26 protein-coding genes are annotated in these 22841 nt (G+C 44.0%); 11 read left to right on the top strand and 15 right to left on the bottom strand.

The window, feature by feature from the left end; translation table 11 throughout:
- Positions 1 to 159: 159 nt before the first annotated feature.
- From LAY41_RS01810 to LAY41_RS01780, 7 genes are all read right to left on the bottom strand, one after another.
- Positions 160 to 474: a carbon dioxide-concentrating mechanism protein CcmK gene (locus tag LAY41_RS01810; protein WP_249093464.1), complete on the bottom strand. Its 315-nt coding sequence runs from the start codon at positions 472 to 474 to the stop codon at positions 160 to 162.
- 269 nt (positions 475 to 743) lie between these two features.
- Entirely contained in the window at positions 744 to 1181 is a 438-nt protein-coding gene (locus tag LAY41_RS01805; RefSeq protein ID WP_249065456.1) for a DUF3574 domain-containing protein, read from the bottom strand.
- Between the two features lie 88 nt (positions 1182 to 1269).
- On the bottom strand, positions 1270 to 1917 hold the full coding sequence (locus LAY41_RS01800; RefSeq protein ID WP_249093462.1) for a DedA family protein: 648 nt from the start codon (positions 1915 to 1917) through the stop codon (positions 1270 to 1272).
- A gap of 208 nt (positions 1918 to 2125) precedes the next feature.
- Entirely contained in the window at positions 2126 to 2875 is a 750-nt protein-coding gene (locus LAY41_RS01795; protein ID WP_249093461.1) for a hypothetical protein, read from the bottom strand.
- Positions 2868 to 3425: an Npun_F5560 family protein gene (locus tag LAY41_RS01790; RefSeq protein ID WP_249093458.1), complete on the bottom strand. Its 558-nt coding sequence runs from the start codon at positions 3423 to 3425 to the stop codon at positions 2868 to 2870. Before LAY41_RS01790 ends, LAY41_RS01795 begins: the two co-directional genes overlap by 8 nt.
- 242 nt (positions 3426 to 3667) lie before the next feature.
- Positions 3668 to 3991 carry a 30S ribosomal protein S6 gene (gene rpsF, locus LAY41_RS01785; RefSeq protein ID WP_249093457.1) on the bottom strand — a complete coding sequence of 108 codons (324 nt, stop codon included), beginning with the start codon at positions 3989 to 3991 and terminating at the stop codon, positions 3668 to 3670.
- Positions 3992 to 4178: 187 nt separating this feature from the next.
- Entirely contained in the window at positions 4179 to 5357 is a 1179-nt protein-coding gene (locus LAY41_RS01780) for an AI-2E family transporter (RefSeq protein ID WP_249093455.1), read from the bottom strand.
- A 181-nt stretch (positions 5358 to 5538) separates the two neighbouring features.
- On the opposite strand from LAY41_RS01780, the gene LAY41_RS01775 reads away from it, so the two are divergent.
- From LAY41_RS01775 to LAY41_RS01765, 3 genes are all read left to right on the top strand, one after another.
- A complete protein-coding gene (locus LAY41_RS01775; protein ID WP_249093453.1) occupies positions 5539 to 5874 on the top strand; it encodes a 2Fe-2S iron-sulfur cluster-binding protein in 336 nt (111 codons plus the stop codon).
- A gap of 71 nt (positions 5875 to 5945) precedes the next feature.
- The gene (locus tag LAY41_RS01770) at positions 5946 to 6386 is read left to right on the top strand and encodes a hypothetical protein (RefSeq protein ID WP_249093451.1); all 441 of its coding nucleotides are present in this window, start codon (positions 5946 to 5948) and stop codon (positions 6384 to 6386) included.
- Positions 6387 to 6391: 5 nt separating this feature from the next.
- Positions 6392 to 6712: a hypothetical protein gene (locus LAY41_RS01765; RefSeq protein WP_249093449.1), complete on the top strand. Its 321-nt coding sequence runs from the start codon at positions 6392 to 6394 to the stop codon at positions 6710 to 6712.
- 15 nt (positions 6713 to 6727) lie between these two features.
- On the opposite strand, the gene LAY41_RS01760 is transcribed toward LAY41_RS01765, so the two are convergent.
- The gene (locus tag LAY41_RS01760) at positions 6728 to 8275 is read right to left on the bottom strand and encodes an ABC transporter ATP-binding protein (protein WP_249093447.1); all 1548 of its coding nucleotides are present in this window, start codon (positions 8273 to 8275) and stop codon (positions 6728 to 6730) included.
- A gap of 344 nt (positions 8276 to 8619) precedes the next feature.
- Between LAY41_RS01760 and LAY41_RS01755 the strand changes: the two genes are divergently transcribed.
- Complete coding sequence (locus LAY41_RS01755) at positions 8620 to 8937, top strand: slr1957 family protein (RefSeq protein ID WP_249093446.1); 318 nt, start codon at positions 8620 to 8622, stop codon at positions 8935 to 8937.
- 147 nt (positions 8938 to 9084) lie between these two features.
- Positions 9085 to 9456: a hypothetical protein gene (locus LAY41_RS01750; protein ID WP_249093444.1), complete on the top strand. Its 372-nt coding sequence runs from the start codon at positions 9085 to 9087 to the stop codon at positions 9454 to 9456.
- Between the two features lie 71 nt (positions 9457 to 9527).
- On the opposite strand, the gene LAY41_RS01745 is transcribed toward LAY41_RS01750, so the two are convergent.
- The 4 genes from LAY41_RS01745 to LAY41_RS01730 all read right to left on the bottom strand — a co-directional run bounded on the left by LAY41_RS01745 (position 9528) and on the right by LAY41_RS01730 (position 14622).
- Positions 9528 to 10358, bottom strand: coding sequence for an ABC transporter permease (locus LAY41_RS01745; protein ID WP_249093442.1), 831 nt, complete (start codon positions 10356 to 10358; stop codon positions 9528 to 9530).
- A gap of 9 nt (positions 10359 to 10367) precedes the next feature.
- Positions 10368 to 11378 (bottom strand): ABC transporter permease, encoded by a 1011-nt coding sequence (locus LAY41_RS01740; protein WP_249093440.1) that lies wholly within the window; start codon positions 11376 to 11378, stop codon positions 10368 to 10370.
- A gap of 296 nt (positions 11379 to 11674) precedes the next feature.
- Complete coding sequence (locus tag LAY41_RS01735; protein ID WP_249093438.1) at positions 11675 to 13324, bottom strand: ABC transporter substrate-binding protein; 1650 nt, start codon at positions 13322 to 13324, stop codon at positions 11675 to 11677.
- A gap of 371 nt (positions 13325 to 13695) precedes the next feature.
- Positions 13696 to 14622 (bottom strand): hypothetical protein, encoded by a 927-nt coding sequence (locus LAY41_RS01730; RefSeq protein ID WP_249093436.1) that lies wholly within the window; start codon positions 14620 to 14622, stop codon positions 13696 to 13698.
- A gap of 494 nt (positions 14623 to 15116) precedes the next feature.
- Between LAY41_RS01730 and LAY41_RS01725 the strand changes: the two genes are divergently transcribed.
- Genes LAY41_RS01725 through LAY41_RS01715 form a run of 3 tightly spaced genes read left to right on the top strand, consistent with a single transcriptional unit; the run spans position 15117 to position 18172 of the window.
- Positions 15117 to 15509 carry a response regulator gene (locus tag LAY41_RS01725; protein ID WP_249093434.1) on the top strand — a complete coding sequence of 131 codons (393 nt, stop codon included), beginning with the start codon at positions 15117 to 15119 and terminating at the stop codon, positions 15507 to 15509.
- Complete coding sequence (locus tag LAY41_RS01720; protein WP_249093432.1) at positions 15493 to 16143, top strand: chemotaxis protein CheC; 651 nt, start codon at positions 15493 to 15495, stop codon at positions 16141 to 16143. The genes LAY41_RS01725 and LAY41_RS01720 overlap by 17 nt, the downstream gene beginning before the upstream one ends.
- Positions 16100 to 18172 carry a sensor domain-containing diguanylate cyclase gene (locus LAY41_RS01715; protein WP_249093429.1) on the top strand — a complete coding sequence of 691 codons (2073 nt, stop codon included), beginning with the start codon at positions 16100 to 16102 and terminating at the stop codon, positions 18170 to 18172. Before LAY41_RS01720 ends, LAY41_RS01715 begins: the two co-directional genes overlap by 44 nt.
- 412 nt (positions 18173 to 18584) lie before the next feature.
- On the opposite strand, the gene LAY41_RS01710 is transcribed toward LAY41_RS01715, so the two are convergent.
- Positions 18585 to 19172, bottom strand: coding sequence for a Uma2 family endonuclease (locus tag LAY41_RS01710; protein ID WP_249093427.1), 588 nt, complete (start codon positions 19170 to 19172; stop codon positions 18585 to 18587).
- 182 nt (positions 19173 to 19354) lie between these two features.
- Between LAY41_RS01710 and LAY41_RS01705 the strand changes: the two genes are divergently transcribed.
- Both LAY41_RS01705 and LAY41_RS01700 read left to right on the top strand, forming a co-directional pair.
- The gene (locus tag LAY41_RS01705) at positions 19355 to 20098 is read left to right on the top strand and encodes a hypothetical protein (protein ID WP_249093425.1); all 744 of its coding nucleotides are present in this window, start codon (positions 19355 to 19357) and stop codon (positions 20096 to 20098) included.
- A gap of 332 nt (positions 20099 to 20430) precedes the next feature.
- Entirely contained in the window at positions 20431 to 20652 is a 222-nt protein-coding gene (locus tag LAY41_RS01700) for a hypothetical protein (RefSeq protein ID WP_249093423.1), read from the top strand.
- Between the two features lie 81 nt (positions 20653 to 20733).
- On the opposite strand, the gene LAY41_RS01695 is transcribed toward LAY41_RS01700, so the two are convergent.
- Positions 20734 to 21171, bottom strand: coding sequence for a DUF4112 domain-containing protein (locus tag LAY41_RS01695; protein ID WP_249093421.1), 438 nt, complete (start codon positions 21169 to 21171; stop codon positions 20734 to 20736).
- Between the two features lie 394 nt (positions 21172 to 21565).
- The gene (locus LAY41_RS01690; RefSeq protein ID WP_249093418.1) at positions 21566 to 22015 is read right to left on the bottom strand and encodes an acyl-CoA thioesterase; all 450 of its coding nucleotides are present in this window, start codon (positions 22013 to 22015) and stop codon (positions 21566 to 21568) included.
- A gap of 185 nt (positions 22016 to 22200) precedes the next feature.
- Here LAY41_RS01690 and LAY41_RS01685 point away from each other — a divergent pair, with 185 nt between their 5' ends.
- Complete coding sequence (locus LAY41_RS01685; protein ID WP_249093416.1) at positions 22201 to 22785, top strand: hypothetical protein; 585 nt, start codon at positions 22201 to 22203, stop codon at positions 22783 to 22785.
- Positions 22786 to 22841: the final 56 nt, after the last annotated feature.

The raw sequence follows: 22841 nt of genomic DNA, 5'->3' as shown, positions 1-22841 counted from the left end.
CCACTGCCAACTTTTCAAACACCCTTTATGCTTCCTTAAAAAACAATATTTAAATTTTACGCAAAAAGTATCATCTTATACCTACATCTGGTACACCTTTTGATATACCAGATGAGGAGCAGTTACGCTCAGAGCTTTCGACTAGCTCAGTTATCTCGATTAGACTCGAAACTGTTCCACTGCTGTTCTATAATGGATTGGCAAAACGGTCTCCACATTTTCATGGGGGCGAGCAATAATATGGTAAGAGAGCAATAGCTTCTCTTCTGTATTGACTCGCCCTACGGACTCTACCCCAGCAGCAACAGAGGCTTGCACCTCAGAGACATCCCCTCGCACGATGACTGTGTAGCGAGCGCTACTAACCTTTTCTACATAGACCAGTGTCACGTTGGCAGCTTTAACCATCGCGTCTGCCACCGCTAGAGCGGGAGGAAGACCCTTCACTTCAACCATACCGACCGCTACGCCCATCCTTAATCTCCTGCAAGAATCCATTCGTGACACTAATTCTAGAATCTTACCCTTTTTTACAACAGAACCCGCCCAGCTTCCTTCCTGGGCGGTGTTTGTAAAGTATTGCTATTTTATGTAACATCAGTCACGATCCAATTTTGTACCTAAAGTAAGAGCGATCTGTTTCGGTAGTTAACCTATTTTTGGCTTAGTGTTTACCGAAGAGAACGCATCATGGTACTAGAGGACATTTTTAAAGGATTTTAAAGATAGTGGAGTATACCTATTCAGAAAGAAACTTTAGCAGAACTCGTCACGCGGAGAACAGACTCTTGGTGAAAATCCTGCTTATACTTAGCGATAATTTCTTCAATTAACTGATTTTTAACGTCGCTGTTTTGGTACAGCAAAATAACTAACTTAGTTTTCTCTTTATTCAATTGGCCTTTTTTATTGAGATACTGTCCGTAGGCATCCAGCACAGTTAGTCCTTCCGGAAAGTGAGGTGTGATTACCCGCTGCAAAAACATCTGCCATTCAGCCTCGGAAATCTTTGCCCCTCCTGGTTTTGATAAGCCAAAATACAACTCATCGCGAGTAAGGATATTGCCGCCAGAGTCGGCTGTTAGCGTTTTGGGAGATTGAACGCGAACATTTGGATGAGCGCTGGCAGGAATTAGCAAAAGTAGACCCACCAGCAAAAGACCGTTGAGACTTTTGGGCATTTGGGAATTGGTAAAGGCGCAAAACACCCCCCTCTCCACAGGCAAAGAGGGGGGTTGGGAGGTTAAACAATGAGGAATATCATTTTGATTAGTCTGGTTGTTTCAGTTCTTTGGTGTATGATTTTTTGACCTGACGGGACTCCAACCAGATGGGCACGAAAATCCAGGCAATTGCTAGCAGTAAAGCTACAACGGCAAATTCAGCGACCCAAGCGACTAATTTCTCTAGGGGAACGACTTGCCCTGCAAAAAATGATAAAGTTACCATCACTAATGCCCATGCGGTTGCCCCAGCAAAGTTATAAAGCATAAACTTGAGGAAGGGCATTTCTGCAATTCCGGCTAATGGGCTGGCGAATATCCGCAGCAGGGCAATGAATCGAGCGATAAAGACAGTTTTTCCCGAATTTTCGCTGAATTGCTGCTTAAGTTCTAAGAGTTTCTCTTCGCGCATCCGGAAGATTTTTCCTACACTCAAGAGTAAAGGCCAGCCGCCATATCGGCCAATCCAATAGCCGCAGTTACCGCCGAGAAATGCGCCTGCGATCGCACTACCCAACACAATCCAGTAGTTTAGCTTACCGCTGCCTGCCAAAAACCCCCCTGCTAGAGTAATCGTTTCACCCGGCAAGGGAAGTCCCAGATTTTCTAGCAAAATTCCCAGGAATACCGCCCAGTAGCCGTATTGATCGGCAATTTGCTGAATAGTCTCTACGGATATAACTTCCAAAGACATTTACACCAGCCTTTACAAAGTTTAATACTTCTTCTAATCTTGACGTAATTATGGTAAGGTTGTCAACGAACTTAGTCAGTGGTCAGTTGTCAGTGGTCAGTGGTCAGTTGTCAGTTGTAAATCTCTTCCCCTCTTCCCCCTAGCCCCTAGCCCCTAGCCCCTAGCCCCTTCTTCCGCTGTCAGTAGTCATTAGTGAGATTCCCCGGATTCAAGGTACGATCGCGAGGTCGAACAGGGGCCGATCGGTCAAGCAGTGCCAATGGCAGGCGAACAGATCGGGTGATTGGACGCCTTGACTTGCTAGAGCAGGTGCGGCAGGAAACGGCCAAAGTCGGTCAAAGCAAATATCTTCGCCTTGAAAACTAAATTGCACCAAGTAGGTTGCTGGTGGTGCTGCGAGTAATTGCAGTAGTCTGTGAGCTAGTTTGTAGATTCTCTGTCGCTTAGCATCGCACAGATGTATCGGTTGAGAGTAGCTCAAGCAAAGGGTAGAATCACGATCGCCCAAAGACCCATCAGTCGTTTGCTCACGCAGACCGATCGCTTCACCATAGAGAGGCCCTTTCCCCGTCAGCACCACTGGGAGCCAAAAGCAACCATCTCCGATTGCGTATCCCAATTGCCGATCGACCTGTTGCCGCAAACCCACCACATCGCGACAAGCTTGATAGATTTTCTGATGGGGAAATGAAAAAGTAGTTGGAAGATTCAGCGTCAAAGGACACAGGATAATTTCAGTTTCATCCCGGCTTTCCACCAAATTGCCACCGTAGAGATAGCTTGAGTATAAATTATCCAGATCGCCAGAGCTAACTACTCGCGCTACAGCACTTCTGACCGGATGAGTTGCCATAGCTTCTTTCAGAGCCTCCACCATAGCAGAGGTAGTAGGAGATGAAACAACCGCTTTGTCGATCGCATTCACCTCCGCCTCAACTACGAGCCAGACTTCAAGCATTCCCGAAGCTAGGCAGACTGGCCCGACCGGAACCCAGCCGTGGGAAGCTAGGCAGATCGAGTTTGCCATCAGTGCTGCGGTTTTTCACAGCCAGACGATAGCTTACAGTTTGCAGTTCTGCGTGCAGTTGTCGGTTTTCCCGTTGTAGCTGAGCCAGTTTCTCTTTGACTGGAACTAGGCGTTCGGCAAACTTCTGGCGATAAATTTGAGGTAGTTCCTGTACCACCTGTTCCAACATCCGGCTGCGGTCTGTCAATTCTTGGACAGTTTGGCGCAGGTGATAGATTTCCCCATCGCGATCGGAAATCTGCTCTTGGTAAAATGTCACCTGCTGCTCGACTCCTTGCAGTTGTTCCCGCAGGGCCAGCATTTGAGACTGATTGCGATCGGAAACCTCTGGAGTGGGAAGGAAAGTTGTATTTCCTTTTACCAGGCGGAACAGTTCTTGGGATAACTGTTGAACCAGTTGGTCTCGCAGCTGCAACTCTTCGTGCAGGTGGGATACCTCTGATTGTAGGGCTTGTTGGGTATAGGTGTCAGTTTGGCTCACAAAAGCTCACAACTCCTCTGCGACGATCTTGCCGGTGGTGGAGGCAACACAGGCCAATTGTGTTGCCAAATATGGCTAATTCTACCATGCTCAGAGGGAAGTAGGCATTTGAGATTTCAGATTTGAGATTTCAGATTTTATTTGAAACCTGAAATCTTCCCCGCTTCCCTTTTGACTTTTGACTTTTGACTTTCCTAGTCCCTAGCCCCGTTCGGCTGAGCGCTCACGTCGAAGCCTAGCCCCTAGGCTTCTACTTCAGCGGGCTCTGGTTTTACTGAGGGTTCTTCCTGCTTGAGAGTCAGGTAGCGAATCACCTCATCGCTCAGACGCATAGACCGTTCTAAGGGAGCTACAAAGATGCCATTACCCTTGTAGTTCATCTGGATGTAGACGCCATCCCGCTGTCTTTTGATTTCGTAAGCCAGACGGTGCTTACCACGATTCTGGATTTCAATTTCTTGGGCTCCTTGATCGCGCAGCAGGTTTTGATATTTCTCGACCGCCTGATTAACTTGCTCTTCTCCGAGATCGGGACGCAAGATAAACATTGTTTCGTAGATATTCATTTCAATGTTCTCCTTATGGACAATAAGGCTACTTTCAGCTGGTTTGGGCATGGGGCATCGGAAAGAATGCAGTCAATAACGGATGACCTGTTGACCAATTGGGTAAACAGTCATGCACCTGCGGCTGAAGTAGCAAGGGATTTCCATTCTATCAGGAATGGCTATTTATAGATAAATGGCTCTAGGGTCAGCTTGGCGCTGATGTATCGTTCCTAACGTTGGCATTTTCAGAAAGCTGTGAACCTGTAGAGACTCTAGCTTGGGGTTCGCCGGAAGCAAGCGCTAAAGGTTCCCTGTCAAAGGGGTTGTGAAAGAACGATCCGGTTTGAGGCGGTAAAGTCGGCTCAAACACAATTTCGGCAACGCTTTTCACCACACCCGTCATCGGAATCGCCAGAATTACCCCCAACACTCCTCCCACTTTGGCACCTAACAGCAGAGAAACGAATATAATTACAGGCGACAAACCAGTTAAATTGCCCATGAGTCGGGGCGCTAACAAATTATCTTTCACTTGCTGAATTGCGATCGCCACCGTCAAAACTTGCAGCGCCTGCCACCAGTTAATAAACGCTACCACAATTACTACCGCCCCAATTCCTAAACTCGCCCCCACAAAAGGAATCACTTCCATAACGCCGATAAACACGGCAAATACTAGAAAAAAGGAAACCCGCAGCAACCAAAATGCCAAACTCAAAGTCACCGCCATAAACAAACCCAACAGCAATTGACCGGAAACAAACCGCTGGAGATTGCGTTGCAGGGATTTTGTCAACTCTGTTTGGATTGGTGCCGAGAAAATACTGGTTAGACTTCGCCAAACTCTATCGCCATCAATGAGCATATAAAACGAGATCACCACAATTAGAATTAAGTCCAGAAACCAGTTAAACGTACCTAATACCAAGCCAAAGCCTGTGGCTGCGATCGCTTCTACTTGAGCTTGTACTCGCGCCAACTGTTGCGAAGCTAAAGTCCGCACATCAAACGGCAAATTATGCTCGAAACTCCAGATTTGAAAGTTGTCTAATTGCTGCTGTGCAGACTCCACCAGAGACGGTAAATTCGTCAGCAATTGTCGCCCTTGGTTAAACACTGGCGGCACCAGCGTCAGGGCAATAAATACCACCGCTATGCCTGCTACTAAATATACCAGACCTGCTGCCAAAGTGCGGGGCAAAAAGGGTTTCAGCAGTTTGACAGGATAGTTAAGTAGAAATGCAATCAACCCCGCTGTCAGCAAAATACTGATCTGCTCGCCTATGTAGGCGATCGCGCACCAAGTAGCCCAACCGGCGCTTAGGATCAGCAGCCAAGTGATCAGGAACTGTTGGAACGGTGTAAATATAGTTACTGGTTTCATAGAAAAATATCACGCTTGCCTCGTACAACCGTTTTGTAAGGTGTGACCCTTACCGATGGTAAATGCCTTTTGATTGGTGGGGACATTAATTCAGTGGCCCGAAAGTTTCTCTGTTTCATTACGCTAGAGCCAGTTTTGGTAAAATCAGAAGTTATGCAAAGAAAGCGTATGAGGCAATAATATGGCAGTTTATCAAATCAGGCTGATGAATCCAGCAATAGGACTAGACCGCACGATCGCAGTTCCGGACTCGGAGTATATTTTAGATATCGCTGAGGCTGCTGGTATGAGGTTACCATCTGGGTGCAAGCAAGGAGATTGTTCCGCCTGTGTCGCCAAGCTGGTCAGCGGTGAGGTAGACATGAGCGAGCAAAAGTTTCTGCGCCAGCAAGAGATAGAAGCTGGCTACACTATTACCTGTGTGGCTTACCCTTTGTCTGATTGCACTCTCATCACTCATCAAGAACAATTTTTATATCAATCGTCGCTTTATTTCTCGTCCCATCCAGAATCTTAGAGCAATTTTAATTATCTCGCTCATTAGTCAACCCCCAATCCAAAATCTAAAATCCCAAATCCAAAATCGATATGAGTCGGTTACTCTACGAAAACTCGGTTGCCTACAAAGGACATCTTATTATCCCATTTGTTTTTGGGATAGTTGACGGTCAACACATTTACTCTTATGATTTACTATCTGAATTAGGAAATAAAGGTAAGTTTCAAAAGGCACAAAATCCTGCGGGCATTTATTCAAGTAGCATTAATAGCATAATTGATGTGGCTAAAGAACATCTTGATGAGTATTCCGATGTTGTATATCCTCTAGAGATTTTTAAGTCTAGATATACTTATCGCCACAATCTGATTATGATTTACGGAATGTCTACAAGATTTTTTTACGATCATTACCCGCCCGAAGAATTAAGAAATATTGCCGCCCCTAAATTATTCAAATCGGAAATGGATTGTATTAACTGGGTGAAAGAGGGACTCGATCGCGCAGCCAACGGACAAGAAGTTCAGTAGGGTCAATGGTCAGTTGTCAATGGTCAGTTGTCAATGGTCAGTTGTCAGTTGTCAGTTGTCAATGGTCAGTTGTCAATGGTCAGTTGTCAGTTGTCAATGGTCAGTTGTCAGTGGTCAGTTGTCAGTGGTCAGTGGTCAGTTGTCAGTTGTCAGTTGTCAGTGGTCAATGGTCAGTTGTCAATGGTCAGTTGTCAGTTGTCAGTGGTCAGTTGTCAAGAAAATTTCTCCTCTGCCCCTCTGCCCCTCTGCCCCTCTGCCCCTCTGCCCCTCTGCCCCTCTGCCCCTCTGCCCCTCTGCCCCTCTCTTCCCTAGTCCCTAGCCCCTAGTCCCTAGTCCCTCTTCTAGTGTCCGGCCATGCGCTGACCGATAGTAGCGAAATCGGCGTCTTTTATCTCACTTTCATAAACAAATTTACCTTCGCTGATGACAAGGATGCGATCGCTAAGTTTCAATATTTCATCCAAATCTTCACTCACCAGCAACACCGCCACGCCTCGATTTCTGGCTTCCACAATCTGACCGTGAATAAACTCGACTGCCGCAAAATCCAGTCCGAAACAGGGATTAGCAGCGATCAGCAACTTCACCGTAGCCGATGAAAGTTCCCGTGCCAAAACGGTTCGCTGCACATTACCGCCGGAAAGGTTACCAACTGGTGTGTCTGCGGAGGGTGTTTTGATGGAAAACTGAGTAATTAAAACCTGGGCTACTTGACGGATGATGTTTTGGAGGAGGAACACGCCGCTTTTGGCTTGCGGTGCGCGATCGAATGTGCGTAATGCCAGATTTTCTGCCACACTCATATAAGGTACGCAGGCATTTTTGAGCGGTTCCTCCGGCAGCGAGAAAATCTGATGTTTGTACATTTCCTTTCGCGTTGCCTTATAAACTTCGTCGTTGACCAGAATTTGCCCAGCCGTGGCGGGACGCTGACCTGCCAGTACTTCTACCAGTTCCCGCTGACCGTTACCAGAGACGCCAGCAATTCCCACAATCTCGCCAGCGTGTACGGTGAGGTTAACACCGCAAACTGCTGACAATCCATTATCCTTATTGGCGTGAAGGTCTTTGGCTTCCAGGACAGAAATGCGATCGCCTAGTGCAGTCTTCTCAACAGGTTTTGTTTCGCGCCTCTCACCCAGCATCATCTGCGCCATGTCTGCGACGGTGAGATTTTTTACCAAGCCGTTACCCGCAAACTTGCCTTTACGCAGTACGGTGACTTCATCCACAAAAGCCATTACTTCGCGGAATTTGTGGCTGATCATCAATACGCTTAACTTTCCGGCGCTTACTTCTTGCCGCAATAATCCTAAAACTTCATCGGCTTCCAGGGGAGTAAGTACTGAGGTAGGCTCATCAAGAATTAAAATGCGACTTTTGAGATAAAGCTGTTTGAGAATTTCCAGTTTCTGCTTTTGTCCGGCTGCCAATTGTGCCACGGGAGTATGTAAATCTACTTGGAAGGGAGCAGATTTCATAAACAAAGTGAGGCGATCGTACTCTTCATCCCACTTAATTATATTGGCACTGTCGAAGCGGGATAGCACCAAATTTTCTGCTACGGTCATGGCAGGCACTGAGGTGAAGTGCTGATAAACCATGCCAATGCCGTATTTGTGAGCATCGCGGGGACTGCTAATGTCGCGAGATTGGCGATCGATCAAAACTTCCCCACTGTCAGCAGTATAAAAACCCATCACGCACTTGACAAGGGTACTTTTGCCCGCCCCATTCTCGCCCAGCAGCGCGTGGAATGTCCCCGGTTTCAGTGTCATAGAGACGTTATCCAGCGCTGTCATCGTGCCAAAACGCTTGGTCATATTCACCACCTCTAGTTCTGGTGGCTTAGTTATCTCTATCGTTTTGCTGTTTGTAGTTACAGTCATCTAAGACCTCACCTCGATCGGGGACACTTTACCCAAATATCTCATTATGAGTTAAATTAAAATGTTCGGCTAGAACGTTTTTAAGTGTCCCCATCAGATTCAGTAATCCCTCCGTTAAATTTGGTATCTTTTACTTTTATTAGAAACCAGGTTCTGTTAACCTATTCTGAACATGGCGTAGTTTTAGAAAGTCACAAGTTAACAATACTTAAAAACTTTTAACAACTCTTTATGGTCAGTTGTCTATTTCCTAGTGACTGACCGCTGTAGGCAAGGATTTACCCCGCGCCTATGCGACTGCATCAGATGTGACTTTTGGATTGAGGGATGGTGAGGGAAGAAAGATGAAGCATTACGCTGAAGAATGGATCTCCGAATGGTGCCAAGAAAATGGCTGGACTGATTTAGTTGTCGCGGGTTATGACACCTACTGGGCTTTTCCGCCCGGAGCGGTAATGCCGGAGCCAATACCTAGTAAAGCGCTCAGATTAATTAAAGCACAAAAAGGATTAAGTGCTGAGGAAAGATTGTGGGCGATCGCATCTGTGCTTGGGGCGATGGTAGCCGCAATTGTGAGCTATGTCATGAAGTGTCCGATGCCAATGGTTGCGGCTTTTGGTTTTTGCGCCGTTACGGTAGGTCAACTTGAGGTTGAGGATTGAGGGTGCTGCAGACAGTCCCAGATGAAACAGGAAGTTTTTGTTAATGAATGTTAGCAAAAATCGAACGGATTTCAGATTGTAAATTTACGCACTTGCCATTCAAATAATCAGCGGATAGAATAGCGATATTTATCAGGTAGATCAGCTATGAAACCCAGCCTAATAATAGCTCTGCTCATGGTAGTGGCTCTAGTCGCTGTGCTGATATGGCATAATAATTCCAGCAACACTGATAGGATAGACCCAATTTTGCTACAGGCTGTCAAAGGAAATAAAGCCTTAGCCAAACGACTGCTGGAACACGCGAAATTTAAGTATCCAGGAAAGTCTGACAGATGGTATAGAGAGAAAATTATTTACGATTTAGAACGCGATGGCGCAGGCGGCAGAGGCCGTACCACAACCTATCATAATCGTATGAACCCATGCGAAGTTCGGCAAAACATTTACTTAGTTAGTGTTCTCATGGGGCTGACTAGCTCGATTGTATACTCGATAACTCGCTTGTTCAAAGGTTAATATTTTCCAAGTCCGATTATATGCGAATTCGGAACACGGTGGAGCATAACGCACCATCTAGTTCCCAGTCCCTAAGAACGGGGATCTAGACTATCGCGCAAACCATCGCCTAAAAGATTGAAAGCTAAGACACTCAGGGTAATAAATAAACCGGGGAAAATTGTAGTCCAAGGTGAAGAAAGAGAATAGCCACTTTTAAAAGCATCAGATAGCATGGTTCCTAATTCTGGAGTAGGAGGTTGTGCGCCTAATCCCAAAAAACCCAATCCTGCCGCTTCCAGGGTAGCAGTACCTATAGAAAGAGTGGCTTGTACGACTAAAGGTGATAGAGTGCTGGGCAAAATGTGATTGAAAATAATGCGCGTCGGTGAAGCACCGAGAGCTTTCGTTGCTATTACAAATTCCTGTTCTCTGAGGGATAGTACCATGCTGCGCGTAAGTCTGATATAAATCGGGATTTGTACTACTCCCACGGCGAGCATAACGCTTTGCAAACTGGGGCCACTAACGGTGACGATCGCGATCGCTAATAGTATAGAAGGAAAAGCTAACAAAATATCAGTTAACCAGCCAATTACTGTTTCGAGATAACCTCGGAAATACCCAGCAATTAGTCCCAGAATTAATCCTACAATCAGTCCCAATCCTACCGAGATCAGTCCGACAGTAAGAGAAGTTCGCATTCCGTACCACACCAGAACTAAAATATCTCTTCCTAACCCGTCGGTGCCAAACCAATGTTCGGAATTCGGAGGTTTCAACCGCAACAGATAGTTTCTGTCGGTGGCGGGGTCGTAAGGATGGAGAATTGGCGCTAAAAGGGAAATTAGTAGGATAGCGATTGTTAGGATTAGGCCAATTTTCCCAGAAGTAGATTGTAAAAAACGTCTCAGTGGATTCATTGCTAATTGCTATTTGTATTGAATTCTCGGATCGAACAAAGCATAAGATATATCAACTAACAAATTAATTAGCACAAAAGTCGCTGACACAAACACCACCCCGCCTTGCACAACAGGGTAATCCCGCGCTAGAATTCCCTCATATATCCAAGAACCAATTCCCGGCCAAGAAAAGATTGTTTCAGTGAGAATGGCTCCACCAAGAAGGTTGCCGAATTGCAAACCGATAGTTGTACTAATTGGCAATAAAGCATTTTTCAGCGCGTGTTGGAATATAACTAAGTATGCGGGAACGCCTTTTGCTTTAGCAGTGCGTATATAATCTTGCAATAGCACTTCCAGCATGGCGCTGCGAGTAATCCGAGCAATAATTGCTAGGGGGATAGTGCCTAATGTCAGTGCTGGTAAAATAAGGTGAGCTAGCACATCTTTCAGGGTTGCTATATCAAATTTAAACAAGGCATCCATTACATAAAAGTTTGTGATTGCTTTGAAATTGAAACCAGTTTCAACACTAATTCGCCCGCTGGGAGGTAGGAGTTGTAGGTTGACTGCAAATAAGTAAATTAGCAATAATCCTAACCAGTATACTGGTAGAGAAACACCAATCAAAGATCCACTCATTAAGAGATTATCGAGCCAGCTATTTTTGCGAACTGCGGCGAAAATTCCGGCTGGTATTCCCAAAGTAATTGCTACTAATATTGCAGCGACGGATAACTCAAATGTAGCAGGCCAGCGATTTTTTATCTCATCGGCAATTGGAATACCGCTGATAATACTGGTGCCAAAGTCGAAGCGAATTAGCTTTTCTAGAAATGCGAGATATTGTAGGGGTAAAGGCCGATCTAAACCTAACTGCTGTCTGAGTGCTTCTACTTGTTCTGGTGTGGCTCTTTCTCCTGATAGTACCACGGCTGGATCGCCCGGTATTAGGTGCAACAATGCGAATACTAAAAGGGTAATTCCTAATAAAACTGGTAGGAGGCTGAGTAGGCGTTTGGCGATGTATTTCCACATAAATTTTTGCGATCGAGTAAGATGCGTTAGTAATATCGTGTCCGGTTATATCGTTAGTACATGAGTGATATCTTCAAATTGTCTGTTGTCATCGTTGGTTAAAATTTTACCGCAGATGTAGACAGATGCACGCAGATAAACGCAGATAAGAACGATCGCAATAATTTTTTAGGTAACCGATGCGTTAGGACATGATATAACGCATCACCAAGAGTTATCTCTGATGCGTTACGTAAAGCTAACGCATCCTATGATTCATTAATGCAATATTTGAGATGAACATACTGCTAAAATGCTCACTTTTTCTCAATTTGCTCAAATGACTCGCTACCTAAAGGACTGGGAATCCAACCTTCAATATTCTTGCGCTTAGCTAAAAGCGGCTGTGAATGTACGATCGGCAAACGTACTGCTTCGTTATGCAATATTTCATCAACTTCAGCGTAAATTTTAGCTCTAGCTGCTTTATCCCCAGTTGCTCTACCTAGATTTAAAAGTTGGGTAACTTTATCATTTTTCCAATTACCTATATCATCGGTGGCAGCAGGACTAAAGTGGGGATAATAGAAGCTGTCGGGGTCGCCGTAGTCGGGTGTCCAGCCTAACATGAAAGCTTGAAAGCCTGGGGGTTTTCTACGATCGCTCAAGTAAGCTGCCCAATCTTTGGTATTCAGTTTGACACGAATGCCGATCGCACTCAAGTCGGCAGCAAAAGCTTCCGCAATTGGCTTGGGAGTAGGAAAATAAGGTCGCGAAACGGGCATATACCAAAGTTCTAAGTCAAAGCCAGTGGGATAGCCAGCTTGAGCTAGTAATTGCTTGGCTTTTTGCGGGTTATAGTTGTATTCCGTAATTTTACTTGATTGGGCCCAATTTAAAGACGGCGGCGTAAAATGGCTGTCGTGTTTGCCTAAATTGCCCCAGAAGGCTTGTACGATTTGGTCGTTGTTGATGGCCAGGGCGATCGCCTGCCGCACTTTCGCATCCCCAAGCGGTTTGTAGCTGGGATTCAGCGCCAAATAACCTACATTAAAGGAAGGACGAGGAATGGCGACTAAATTGGCATCGCTCTCCACTTCTTTGCGCTGATCTGGCGCTAAATCTACCGTAAAATCAATCTGACCGGCTCTGAGTTGCGCTAATCTAGCTGCTGGGTCGGTGATAAAACGGATTACCAATTGGTTGATTTTGGGGTCGCCTTTTTTCCAGTAATTGGGGTTTTTTTCTAGGAGAATGCGATCGCCTGTACGCCATTCCTTAAAAATAAATGGCCCCGTTCCCACTGCCAACGAACCCGGAGTCCCGTAACTAGCGGCAGCTTTCTTAATAGCAGCAGGACTGGCAATGCCGAAGTAACCCGAACCAATGGCGGCAGGAAAAGCAGCAAACGGCTGTTTGAGCTTAAACTGAATTGTAGAATTATCGACCACCACAACATCTTGCAGCAGTGACTCCGATTTCCCTTTAAAACCGCCGAAAAGTTGCTGCCAAATTTCATAAGATTTGCCAGCATTGCGGTAACCGTTGGGATGTTGGGGGTTCCACCAGCGTTCTACATTGAACTTAACTGCTTCAGCATTAAAATCGCTACCGTCGTGAAATTTAACACCAGGACGGAGTTTAAATGTCCAGACTTTACCATCCGCAGAAACAGACCAGGAAGTAGCTAGACTGGGTTGAAACTCAGTAGTCCCGGGCTTAAATTCAATCAAGCGATTGTAGATTTGTTGCTGCACAATGATTGAATTGCCGTCGGTGATATTCCCCGGTTCCAGGTTTACGGGTTGTCCGCCGGAACCGTAGACTAGCACTCCTTGTTGGGTTGCGGCTGGAGTGGTGGGGTTTTCAGATTGGTTGTTATTAGTGGGGTTGCCACAGTTCGATAGTATGATGGCAAAGGCACAAACTGCCGCCAACAGAGGGAAGCGCCATCTTTTATGGTTCATTAGGCGTTTTTGAGTAAAGTTGCGATCGAACGATTAACATTTTTACCTATTAAACACTGTTTAAGGACAATTTAACAGTAAAAGTGCTAAGTAACTCCAGTTGCTAGTTATATCATCTCCGGTTACCTAAAAAATTCCTGTTCTTATTCTTATCTGTGTTCATCTGTCTTCATCTGTCTTCATCTGTGGTAAAAACCTAACCAACGATGAAAACAGACAATTTGACGATATCACTCATGTACTAACGATGTAACCGAACACGATATTACGTTCCATAGGTTCTTGTTCAGAATGGATAATGGCTACGTTGTTGTGCTTTAGCGCTAAAGCGCAACAACTTACCTGACTGTACAATTGCAACTGCGATTTAGCTACTGAACATTTACCCAAAAATCCGTTGTGACAACTTTTCCATTACGATTGAACTGTCCCCAGAGTTTATATTTTCCCGGTTGAGGGAATTTAGTCATAAAATGAACTTCTCCCCCAGAGTCATGTTTCATTGCATGAGCGTGAATATAATTTGCTTTCGTCAAGTTTGATGAATGTTTTACTATGACTAAATGCCCTCGCTCTCCCAAATAAGGCTGCAAGTTTGTAACTGGTTGATTGTTAGAAGTATTTTTGAGTTTAAATATCGTGTGTACTTCTTCACCAGCTTTGAGTTTGGGTTTGGAAAAGGTGATATTCACCTTGGTATCTCCAAAAGTCTTAGCAGTATTCAGGTCAATTGCTGGGGCAGATGGAGTGGCTCCGGGGACTCCTTTTTTCAATACCGAGACTTGTTCGTTTTGCCCAGATGGTTTGTAATCGGCGAAGAAAGTATATTGGCCCGATCGCGGAAAATTAGCCGTTACTTCAAAACGTCCATTTTGTTTATAAGTGGGATGAAGGTGATTGAAAAACTGAAGATCGTCGCTGACAAGAATCAGGTGCATGATTTTTTCCTGAAAGGTGTCAAACTTGGTAATTGCCTTCCCCTTGGAGTTTTGAATATTAATACCAAGCACAACAGGCTGATTCGGTTGGATATTTTTGCGATCGCTAAATAACGCCTTCGCTTGCGCTGAATTATTCGCCTGCTCCATATTATTGTGCATCGAATGTCCGGCATGAGGATCGGATGCAACAACAGGTGTTTCGCCTTTATCCATTAAATGACCCTCATGCTGCTTTATTGCAATAGAGTCAGATGTTTCTCCAGATTTAACTGCTTCTCCAGATTTAACCGTTGACGAACAACCTTGTGCAAGCAGGAGGGTTGAAATTATACCAAATGTTGTGACTAAGTGTTTCATAGACCGTTTCCAATCTCCAAAAATTACCGATCAAAGGTAAAGCGAGCGTTCACCTTTGCACCATTAATATCAGAAAGTATAACAACTTTGTAGTCTCTAGGTGCTTTTTCAGGTAAGGCATTTAGTAGTTAGTAGGTACGTTGTTGCGCTTTAGCGCTCTTATTACAACTGGGATAAGAGCGCTAAAGCGCAACAACGTACCTAGAAAGCAAGTAACTAGGAACTTGAATTAGTACTAATTTTATTTTAAAATAAAATTGCGGTAAATAAATTACAATTGGTTTAGACTTTTGTGTTAGGCTTAAAAAAGTTGATGAAAAGCCGTAAGAAATAAATGGTAAAAGTAGCGATCGCGCCAGCAAATCTCTACCTGATGGCATGGAATTAATAATTTATGTTAACCATTATGACTAACTGCTGTAGTCACTACGATTCACTTTGCTGTATTATTACAGAAATTTACTTAAATTAAAAAAACTTGAGGAAAAGAAATAGTGGCATTGATTTTAATCGTAGAAGATGCAGCTTTCATTCGCAAGATGCTCCAGAAAATCCTGAAAGCAGAAGGACATACCATCCTGGAAGCGCCGAACGGACTACAAGGTCTACAGATGATTCGCACCCACAACCCAGAGTGTATAGTGTTAGACCTCTTAATGCCGGAAATGGGCGGGCGACAAGTGCTTCTGGCGCTGCGGGACGAAGGTTTGCAGATTCCGACAATTGTAGTGACGGCGGATGTTCAGCAAACCACTCGCGCTGAATGCTTAGAACTGGGAGCGTTAACAGTTCTTAACAAGATCCCCAAACCAGAGGAACTGCGCCATTGGGTCAAAAAAGCGATCGGGGTTGCCACCCAGGAAGGGATATATGAACCTAACAGTTGACCAGGTAGATGTTTTGCAGGAGTTGGTGAATATTGGCGTGGGCAGAGCCGCTGGCGTGCTAAACGAGATGATCGGTTCCCCGATTTGCCTGCGTATCCCTTATATAAAAGTGCTTTCCCCACAAGAGTTGCAACCGGATCTCGAAATACGATTCAATGGAGATCTACTTTCCACAGTAGGCTTGAACTTCTCTGGCTCGTTTGCTGGCACTGCCGAGCTAATTTTTCCGACGGAAAGTGCATCTACCCTCGTGGAAGTTCTCACAGGTGAAACTGCGGGCACTCCTGACCTGGATTCTGTGAAAATAGGAACCTTGCTTGAAGTAGGCAATATTGTTCTCAACGGCATTATGGGTTCCCTGAGTAACGTCTTAGTACAACACTTGGAATACTCACTGCCCACTTATGTAGAAGGTAGGATTGACAAGTTGGTCAATTCAAAGCAGCTTGATGCCAAGGCCAGCGTTTTCTTGGCACATACCCGTTTTATCATCGAGCAACTGCAAATTGCTGGAGATATTGTTGTAATTTTTAAAGTGGGTTCCTTCGACGCTATGCTAAAGGCCATTGACCTAGCTTTTGAGGGTGATAATGAACGAGATCCAGGCAGCCCAGAAAGAGTTTGGCATTCTTGATCGGGTTCCCGAAGGAGTTTGCGTTCTCCGAGAAGATTTTAGCGTTCTTTTTTGGAACCGATGTCTGGAAGACTGGACGGGAATTTCTAGAAGCGAAATTCTCTTAAAGGATATTGGCATCTATTTTCCTCATCTGCATCAGCCTAAGTACGCCCATAGACTGAAGCAGATTTTTGAAGGTGGACCCCCAACTATTTTTTCTTCTCAGCTTCACAAGTCGATTATTCCCGCTCAGATGGCGGATGGACGGTGGCGCATCCAGCACACAACTGTAACTACTGTACCTGCACCCGATTTTAGATTTGGCTCGTTGCTAAGCAGAGCCTGCGAATGCGATTTTCGATTGGGCAATGCAGCTTGTGAGTCAGATATTGTCGAATCCCACCAACAGCTTAATAATCCAAAATCGTTCTATGCCCTTTTCGTAATCGAGGATGTTACGGATCTGACTTATCGTATCCAAGATTACCGCGCCATGCGAGATCGGGCTTTGGAAGAGATTAAGGAACGCACAAAGGTAGAGGAGGCACTCCGAGAAAGCCAGCATTTTATTCAAACAATTGCCGATGCCACGCCTTGTCTTATATACATCTATGACTTGATAGAAAAGCGGAATATCTATATCAATCGCCAAGTGGATTTATTGCTGGGTTATACAGCTGAAGAGATTCAACAAATGGGGTCGCAGTTATTTCCTGACTTGATGTATCCAGAAGATTTATGGCAAGTTTCTGCACACCAGGAAAAGTTCACTATTGCACAAGATGGTGATATTCTGGAGAGGGAATATCGAATCAAGCATCGATCGGGTGAATGGTGCTGGTTTCACAGCCGGGAAATCGTTTTCGCTAGAACGGCTGAGGGTTTGCCCAAACAAATTCTGGGAACAGCTCAAGATATCAGCAAACGCAAGTGGACGGAAGAAGCAATGCGGCTGCAAACTGAACGGGAGCGGCTGATGGGGGTAATTACTCAGCACATCCGCCAGTCGCTAAATCTCAGTGAAGTTCTCAACACTGCGGTGACGCAAGTGCGACAGTTTCTAGGGACCGATCGCGCGATCATTTTCCGCTTTGGGCCCAATACGCACAAAGACAGCAATATCGTCAAGATAGGCAATGTGGCCGTAGAATCTCTGGCCTCTAACTGCACATCTATACTGGGAGCGAACATCCCAGACTGTTGCCTCAGAGATGGTAATTTTTCTTATTATCAGCAGGGTAACATTCGAGCTATAGAAGATATTTCTACTGCCGCCAATTTTCCCAATTGCCACATCGAATTATTAAGAAACTGGGGCGTAAAAGCCAACTTGGAGGTTCCTATTCTGCAAGGAGAACAGTTGTGGGGACTGTTGATGGTTCAGCAGTGTGGGACACTCAGGGCATGGCAGCCTTTGGAGATTGAGTTAATGAAACATCTGGCGAATCAGTTAGCGATCGCCATTCAACAAGCGGAACTTTATCAACAGTTGCAAGCCGCAAACGAACAGTTGCAGCGCCTAGCCAGTTCCGATGGTTTAACTCATATAGCTAATAGGCGCAGGTTTGATGAGTATTTGCTACAGCAATTGCTGATTTTAGCTCGCGACAAACAACCGCTGTCTCTAATTTTGTGCGATATCGATTTTTTCAAATCCTATAACGATACCTACGGTCATCAAGCAGGGGATGAATGTTTGCGACTGGTTGCTAAAGCTATCCAGCGGGCAGTGAAGCGCCCTGCCGATTTAGTTGCCCGTTATGGAGGAGAAGAATTTGCGGTAATTTTGCCCAACACCGATCTCAAAGGGGCATTGCGAGTGGCAAAGGAAATCCAAATCAGAGTCAAAGATTTGCAGATTCCTCATTTCGCTTCAGAAGTCAGCGATTGTATTACCCTCAGCGCTGGGGTGGCTTGTCTGATTCCGACTGCTGACATTTCCCCAAAGGAATTGATTGCAGGGGCCGATAGGGCACTTTATCAGGCTAAAAACTTAGGACGCGATCGCATTGTAATGTGCAGCGAATCGTGCCTCAGTCAAGTGTAATAGGGGCTAGAAAAGTCAAGAGAATCAATGATATTGTTGGCGAATCGATCGGAATTTAATTGTACACAAAGCCACTGACTTCGCTTGAGGCCCGCCAGCGATTCAAATCGCTGGCTAATAGCTTAAGTCCACTCAAGTGGACTTAATACTAATCTTCCAGTCCATTTTAATGGACTTTCGCTATTAGCTGGGGACTTGAGTCCCCAGCGGGTGAGCGGCTCATCACTTTCTGGGTATGTTGTTGCGCTTTAGCGCTCTTATCCCAGTTGTAATAAGATCGCTAAAGCGCAACAACCTAACAAATACCAGCCACAACTAGATAACTAGCAACTTGGGTTAGTTTCGTGCCTCAACTGCCGCCAGAAACCGGGTTTCTCCAAGAAACCCGGTTTCTTTTCACATTCCAGTTAGTTTAAGCGTTCAGTTTGGGCGGAAACACTCTACTTAAATCCAAAGACAAATCAGGAAAACAAGGCAAAGCTATTACCTGATTTGGCAAAACAATTTGCCTATTTTTATATGCAAATTTCCCTTTATTATCCTGATAAGATTCGCTGTAAGCTTCCAATTGATTATTGAATAAATTAAATATCCAATAGTCGGATATACCCGCTTCAGCATAGAGGGGTATTTTAATATTTTTGTCATAATCGATAGAAGAATCTGCTACTTCCATCACCAGCAACACATCACCTGGACTTGGGTGAGCCGATAAATAATTATCCTCTCGGTTTTGGAGAATAGCAAAATCTGGCTCTGGTTCGCTGTTCGGCGGTAAAATAATCGGAGCCTGAGATTGTAAAGTTCCTCTATCTCCTACCAGTCTTGGTAGTTCTCGCAACAAGTTTCTCAGACAAGTTTCGTGAGCTGTACCTTTGGCTGCCATTTCAATAATTTCTCCTTTAATTAACTCGATTCGGTCATCTTCATGGAAAAATCCAATTTCTGTTAGTCTGTGATATTCTTCCAGCGTAAAGCGCTTAGCTTGAGTAATAGTCATTTCTTTCTCCTGACAAACACGCATCGCCATTATTCTGATTTTACCATATCAAGCCAAAAAATTGGGACGCGATCACATAGTGATGTATAGAGAATCTTGCCTCACTCAACTGTGATATAGTGGATTAGGGGTAATGTACGATTAAAATTTACACTCACCCAATTTTAAAGGAGTTGATAATTATGGGTATGAATGAATTTGTTTCATTTTGTAAAGGCAAAGCTCTCCAAAGTCAGGAAGATTATATAAAGTTTTTTGAAGATGTTGTTTGCGGTCGTTATTCTGAGGATAAAGAACTTTTATTGCAAGCATTTCTATTTTTTAACGTCCAAAAATATTTTACTTCATGTAAGGAACTAATTTTGTTTGAACAATCCCCAGATGTTTTGGGAAATACCCATCTAGGAAAGTGTGATTTGGTCTATCTCACAGATCGAGACAGTCTGTTTGTGATTGAGACTAAATATATTGACACACAGGCAACAGGAGATACAGCAAAAAAAAGAAGAAACAAGCAGAGAAATCAGGTTATTAATCAAGTTATTGATTTTAGGGATAAATTAAGTATATATTGGCAAATACCAATTAAACAATTAAGGTGTGGCGTTTTTACGACAGATTTGCAACCTAATGAGCGAGGTTTCAGATCTGGTGTAATTCCAAAATCAATATCTATACTGGATTTAGAAGAATGGCAAGAGAATAAAAAAAACGAAGTTTTAGTAGCCGATAGAAAAGATTTTAAAAATGATGATTTTGTTGATAATTATTCTGAAAATGATGACTCATCTAATACTTTAAATAATTTGGAGGTGAGCTACGAAGATTTGTTGTATATGACATATAGTTGTGACGTTTGTTTTAACAGGGAATTATGTAATAATTTGATGGGTTGTTGGTTTGATTTCCAAGGGGAAGGGGACTAAATTCTGTGAAAATTGTAAAATTATGCTAAAAAAAGATTTACTAGATTATTAATATCTTACTTGGGTGGGAGGCAAAGTTTCAAGGCTTTGCTGTGGGCGAACTTGTGGGTTTGCTGGCCTTTGGGATTGCTTCTACTCCAGATTTAGACTAAAATTCATCCAGTTGGGTGAACCAAGCGTAGGAAGTGGGAAGCTTCTCAGACTACCCAATATAGGAGCGTGCCTAAATCAGAGATTAGTGGCGATCGCAAAAAACTAGGCTATAAGCGATAATATACCTACCACTAACGGCGCTAACGCCTATCATTCCCTCGTTGATAGTGAAAAAAACGATGATTACTATGACTCTGACTCACCTATTTATTCCCTCTTTGCTGGCTATAACGACTTTCTGGACTTATATGCACACAAATGTAGAGCGCCAGACAGGGGAAATTTTGGGTGCATTCACCGTTACGATCGTTGCCATTAGTATCGTTTGGTTTGTGGCTTCCGCTCCTTGGTTTTTAAATCTGGGTATTGCGATCGCACTTATGCTCAATAATAGGTATTAGCTGTTATTTCTGCCAATACCTATTACCTACATTTATTTAAAATAATTAACCAGACTTGATATCCAAAGGCAATAATTCCAGCTACGAACTAACTTTTTGATAGGTTTTCGTAGTCGGAACTGGCGAAACTAGATCCGGCGTTTCCAAATGGCTTTGCTGGATAACTTCTGGCTCAACTACCATGAGATGTCGCTCTAAAAGCTCCAAGTTACGGATATTGGACTTGTAATAGGCATCGAACAAGTCACCTACCAGAGGTACTGCACCTACTACAGCTTCTAGACCGATATTTAATATCATTTTGTACATGACTTGCGGCGGCAAGCCGAAACGAGCAGCCAGAAAAATGATGTAAGCTGAAAAGGCTGTACTTACAAGATCTCCGGCACCTGGAATTAAACCGATAATGGGGTCTAATCCAAAGCGAAAGCCTATCACTGGGATGCGGAAGGCGCTATCCATCAGGCGGCTGAATTTACGGATGCGATCGAGAGTAGCAAGGCGTTCGGCACTGTTCATATATTTGATGATGGCACGATAAGCAACTGTTCGTCTTGTACCTAAAGAAGGATTTCATTCACTATTTAAAACTTCCTACGTGATAGAAAAAATGCAATTCCTAGAATGGGAATCAGCCATAATAAACTCCACATAAGCGTACCAAATATTCCTCCAATGGGATTATTCATGCCGTTTGCCTCCCAGATATTTTTAGGTTTGCTGTCCTGTAGATATAATATCTGGGATGATTTTGGTACGTTCAATTGGTTGAAAAATATTACTTGAGAGTGTAAGTTTGTCTTCACGAGCCTCACCTTAACTTATCATGAATAGTAAAGTAGTACATCTGCAAGGAAAGTTAGATTTGGCGTAACAGCCAACAAGAAGCAATTAGCAATTAGCTGATAATTTATTAGCCAATATCTGTTGCTGTTAGCGGTTCGCTGAGAGAAGATGGCTTAGTCCCTTGGAAGGCTTGTAGCATAATTGGAGGAATAGCTTTTGGGCGCATCGTCGCCAAATTCACCCACACCCACAAAACTTCTGCTTTCACCACTAACTCTTCTTTTCCTAAGATACGAAGTTCGTAACGACGGATGGCACGGGAACCGCGAAGTTCTTGCAACCAAGTAGTGATTTCCAGAATATCGCCTGCCACGGCGGGACGGAGATAATCAATTTCCAAACGTCGCATCACGAACACTCCACCTAATTCATGGTAGCGAGCTACTGTAAAACCCAGATATTCGGAATGTTCAATCCCCGCCTGTTCTAAATAATGCTGATAAACGGCGTTGTTAACGTGACCCAGGGCATCCATTTCGTAATGCCGCACTTTTAATTGTGTGATAAATTTTTGCATAATTTACCTTCAAGATGCTCCTGTTCAATCTACTACTTCATTCATTATATCCCCTCTAGAATGCTAAGCAAAACGATCGACCAGAAACCCGGTTTTTTGAAAAAACCGGGTTTCTTTTCCATCCCAAGTATCCCAATATAGACATAACCCATTATTATTGATTGTGATGTCGCAGTCAATCTATAATGAAAAAATTACACCTGGGAAAATACTTGACTCTTGAGGAGTTTTGTACTTGTAGCAATACTTATCAGAAGTACGCCGAGCAGATCAATCCCTTTCCCGAAAACTTAGAAGAAACATTGCCTGCACTCCAACATTTATACCAATTTATTCTAGAGCCAATTATTGATTTTTTCGGAATTGATAAGTTTCGCCTGACTTATGGGTTTTGCTCGAAGGATTTGAAGAGATATCTGGACAAGAAAGATGCGGAGACGGTACAAAAAAATGGTCGTGTTGCTCCTGATATCGATCAGCATATGGCGCATGAGGTGAATAAGAACGGTAAGTATTATTGCCAAAGATTGGGAGCGTCTTGCGATTTTTCGATCGAGGGGGAGATGAGCGATTGGGTAATTGATTGGATTTTATCACAAAAGTTACCTTTCGATTCTCTATATTATTATGGTGCGGATAGACCAATTCACATCAGTAATAGCCCACAACACAAAAGAGAGATTTGGACATTCAATTCATCGGGACAACCGACGCAAAAAGGAATTGCACATTGGGTGGAATTAGCAAAACAATTAAAAATAAAAAAGTAAAATAGAAGTAACCTTTGGGCATTTTTTATTCGCTATCTTTTTTACAGAGCGATTTA

The sequence above is a fragment of the Argonema galeatum A003/A1 genome, assembly GCF_023333595.1.
Classification (GTDB): domain Bacteria; phylum Cyanobacteriota; class Cyanobacteriia; order Cyanobacteriales; family Aerosakkonemataceae; genus Argonema; species Argonema galeatum.
Note: the sequence above shows the minus strand (reverse complement) of the source record. Positions and strands in the feature narration are given on the sequence as shown.

What these genes read in the sequence shown, in the direction of transcription:
- LAY41_RS01760 (WP_249093447.1), bottom strand. Translation starts at nt 8,275, where the DNA reads ATGACTGTAACTACAAACAGCAAAACGATAGAGATAACTAAGCCACCA.
- LAY41_RS01690 (WP_249093418.1), bottom strand. Translation starts at nt 22,015, where the DNA reads ATGCAAAAATTTATCACACAATTAAAAGTGCGGCATTACGAAATGGAT.
- LAY41_RS01700 (WP_249093423.1), top strand. Translation starts at nt 20,431, where the DNA reads ATGATTACTATGACTCTGACTCACCTATTTATTCCCTCTTTGCTGGCT.
- LAY41_RS01695 (WP_249093421.1), bottom strand. Translation starts at nt 21,171, where the DNA reads ATGAACAGTGCCGAACGCCTTGCTACTCTCGATCGCATCCGTAAATTC.
- LAY41_RS01795 (WP_249093461.1), bottom strand. Translation starts at nt 2,875, where the DNA reads ATGCTTGAAGTCTGGCTCGTAGTTGAGGCGGAGGTGAATGCGATCGAC.
- LAY41_RS01735 (WP_249093438.1), bottom strand. Translation starts at nt 13,324, where the DNA reads ATGAACCATAAAAGATGGCGCTTCCCTCTGTTGGCGGCAGTTTGTGCC.
- LAY41_RS01740 (WP_249093440.1), bottom strand. Translation starts at nt 11,378, where the DNA reads ATGTGGAAATACATCGCCAAACGCCTACTCAGCCTCCTACCAGTTTTA.
- LAY41_RS01805 (WP_249065456.1), bottom strand. Translation starts at nt 1,181, where the DNA reads ATGCCCAAAAGTCTCAACGGTCTTTTGCTGGTGGGTCTACTTTTGCTA.
- LAY41_RS01750 (WP_249093444.1), top strand. Translation starts at nt 9,085, where the DNA reads ATGAAACCCAGCCTAATAATAGCTCTGCTCATGGTAGTGGCTCTAGTC.
- LAY41_RS01775 (WP_249093453.1), top strand. Translation starts at nt 5,539, where the DNA reads ATGGCAGTTTATCAAATCAGGCTGATGAATCCAGCAATAGGACTAGAC.
- LAY41_RS01685 (WP_249093416.1), top strand. Translation starts at nt 22,201, where the DNA reads ATGAAAAAATTACACCTGGGAAAATACTTGACTCTTGAGGAGTTTTGT.
- LAY41_RS01770 (WP_249093451.1), top strand. Translation starts at nt 5,946, where the DNA reads ATGAGTCGGTTACTCTACGAAAACTCGGTTGCCTACAAAGGACATCTT.
- LAY41_RS01710 (WP_249093427.1), bottom strand. Translation starts at nt 19,172, where the DNA reads ATGACTATTACTCAAGCTAAGCGCTTTACGCTGGAAGAATATCACAGA.
- LAY41_RS01780 (WP_249093455.1), bottom strand. Translation starts at nt 5,357, where the DNA reads ATGAAACCAGTAACTATATTTACACCGTTCCAACAGTTCCTGATCACT.
- LAY41_RS01745 (WP_249093442.1), bottom strand. Translation starts at nt 10,358, where the DNA reads ATGAATCCACTGAGACGTTTTTTACAATCTACTTCTGGGAAAATTGGC.
- rpsF (WP_249093457.1), bottom strand. Translation starts at nt 3,991, where the DNA reads ATGAATATCTACGAAACAATGTTTATCTTGCGTCCCGATCTCGGAGAA.
- LAY41_RS01730 (WP_249093436.1), bottom strand. Translation starts at nt 14,622, where the DNA reads ATGAAACACTTAGTCACAACATTTGGTATAATTTCAACCCTCCTGCTT.
- LAY41_RS01810 (WP_249093464.1), bottom strand. Translation starts at nt 474, where the DNA reads ATGGGCGTAGCGGTCGGTATGGTTGAAGTGAAGGGTCTTCCTCCCGCT.
- LAY41_RS01705 (WP_249093425.1), top strand. Translation starts at nt 19,355, where the DNA reads ATGGGTATGAATGAATTTGTTTCATTTTGTAAAGGCAAAGCTCTCCAA.
- LAY41_RS01800 (WP_249093462.1), bottom strand. Translation starts at nt 1,917, where the DNA reads ATGTCTTTGGAAGTTATATCCGTAGAGACTATTCAGCAAATTGCCGAT.
- LAY41_RS01755 (WP_249093446.1), top strand. Translation starts at nt 8,620, where the DNA reads ATGAAGCATTACGCTGAAGAATGGATCTCCGAATGGTGCCAAGAAAAT.
- LAY41_RS01765 (WP_249093449.1), top strand. Translation starts at nt 6,392, where the DNA reads ATGGTCAGTTGTCAATGGTCAGTTGTCAATGGTCAGTTGTCAGTTGTC.
- LAY41_RS01715 (WP_249093429.1), top strand. Translation starts at nt 16,100, where the DNA reads ATGAACGAGATCCAGGCAGCCCAGAAAGAGTTTGGCATTCTTGATCGG.
- LAY41_RS01720 (WP_249093432.1), top strand. Translation starts at nt 15,493, where the DNA reads ATGAACCTAACAGTTGACCAGGTAGATGTTTTGCAGGAGTTGGTGAAT.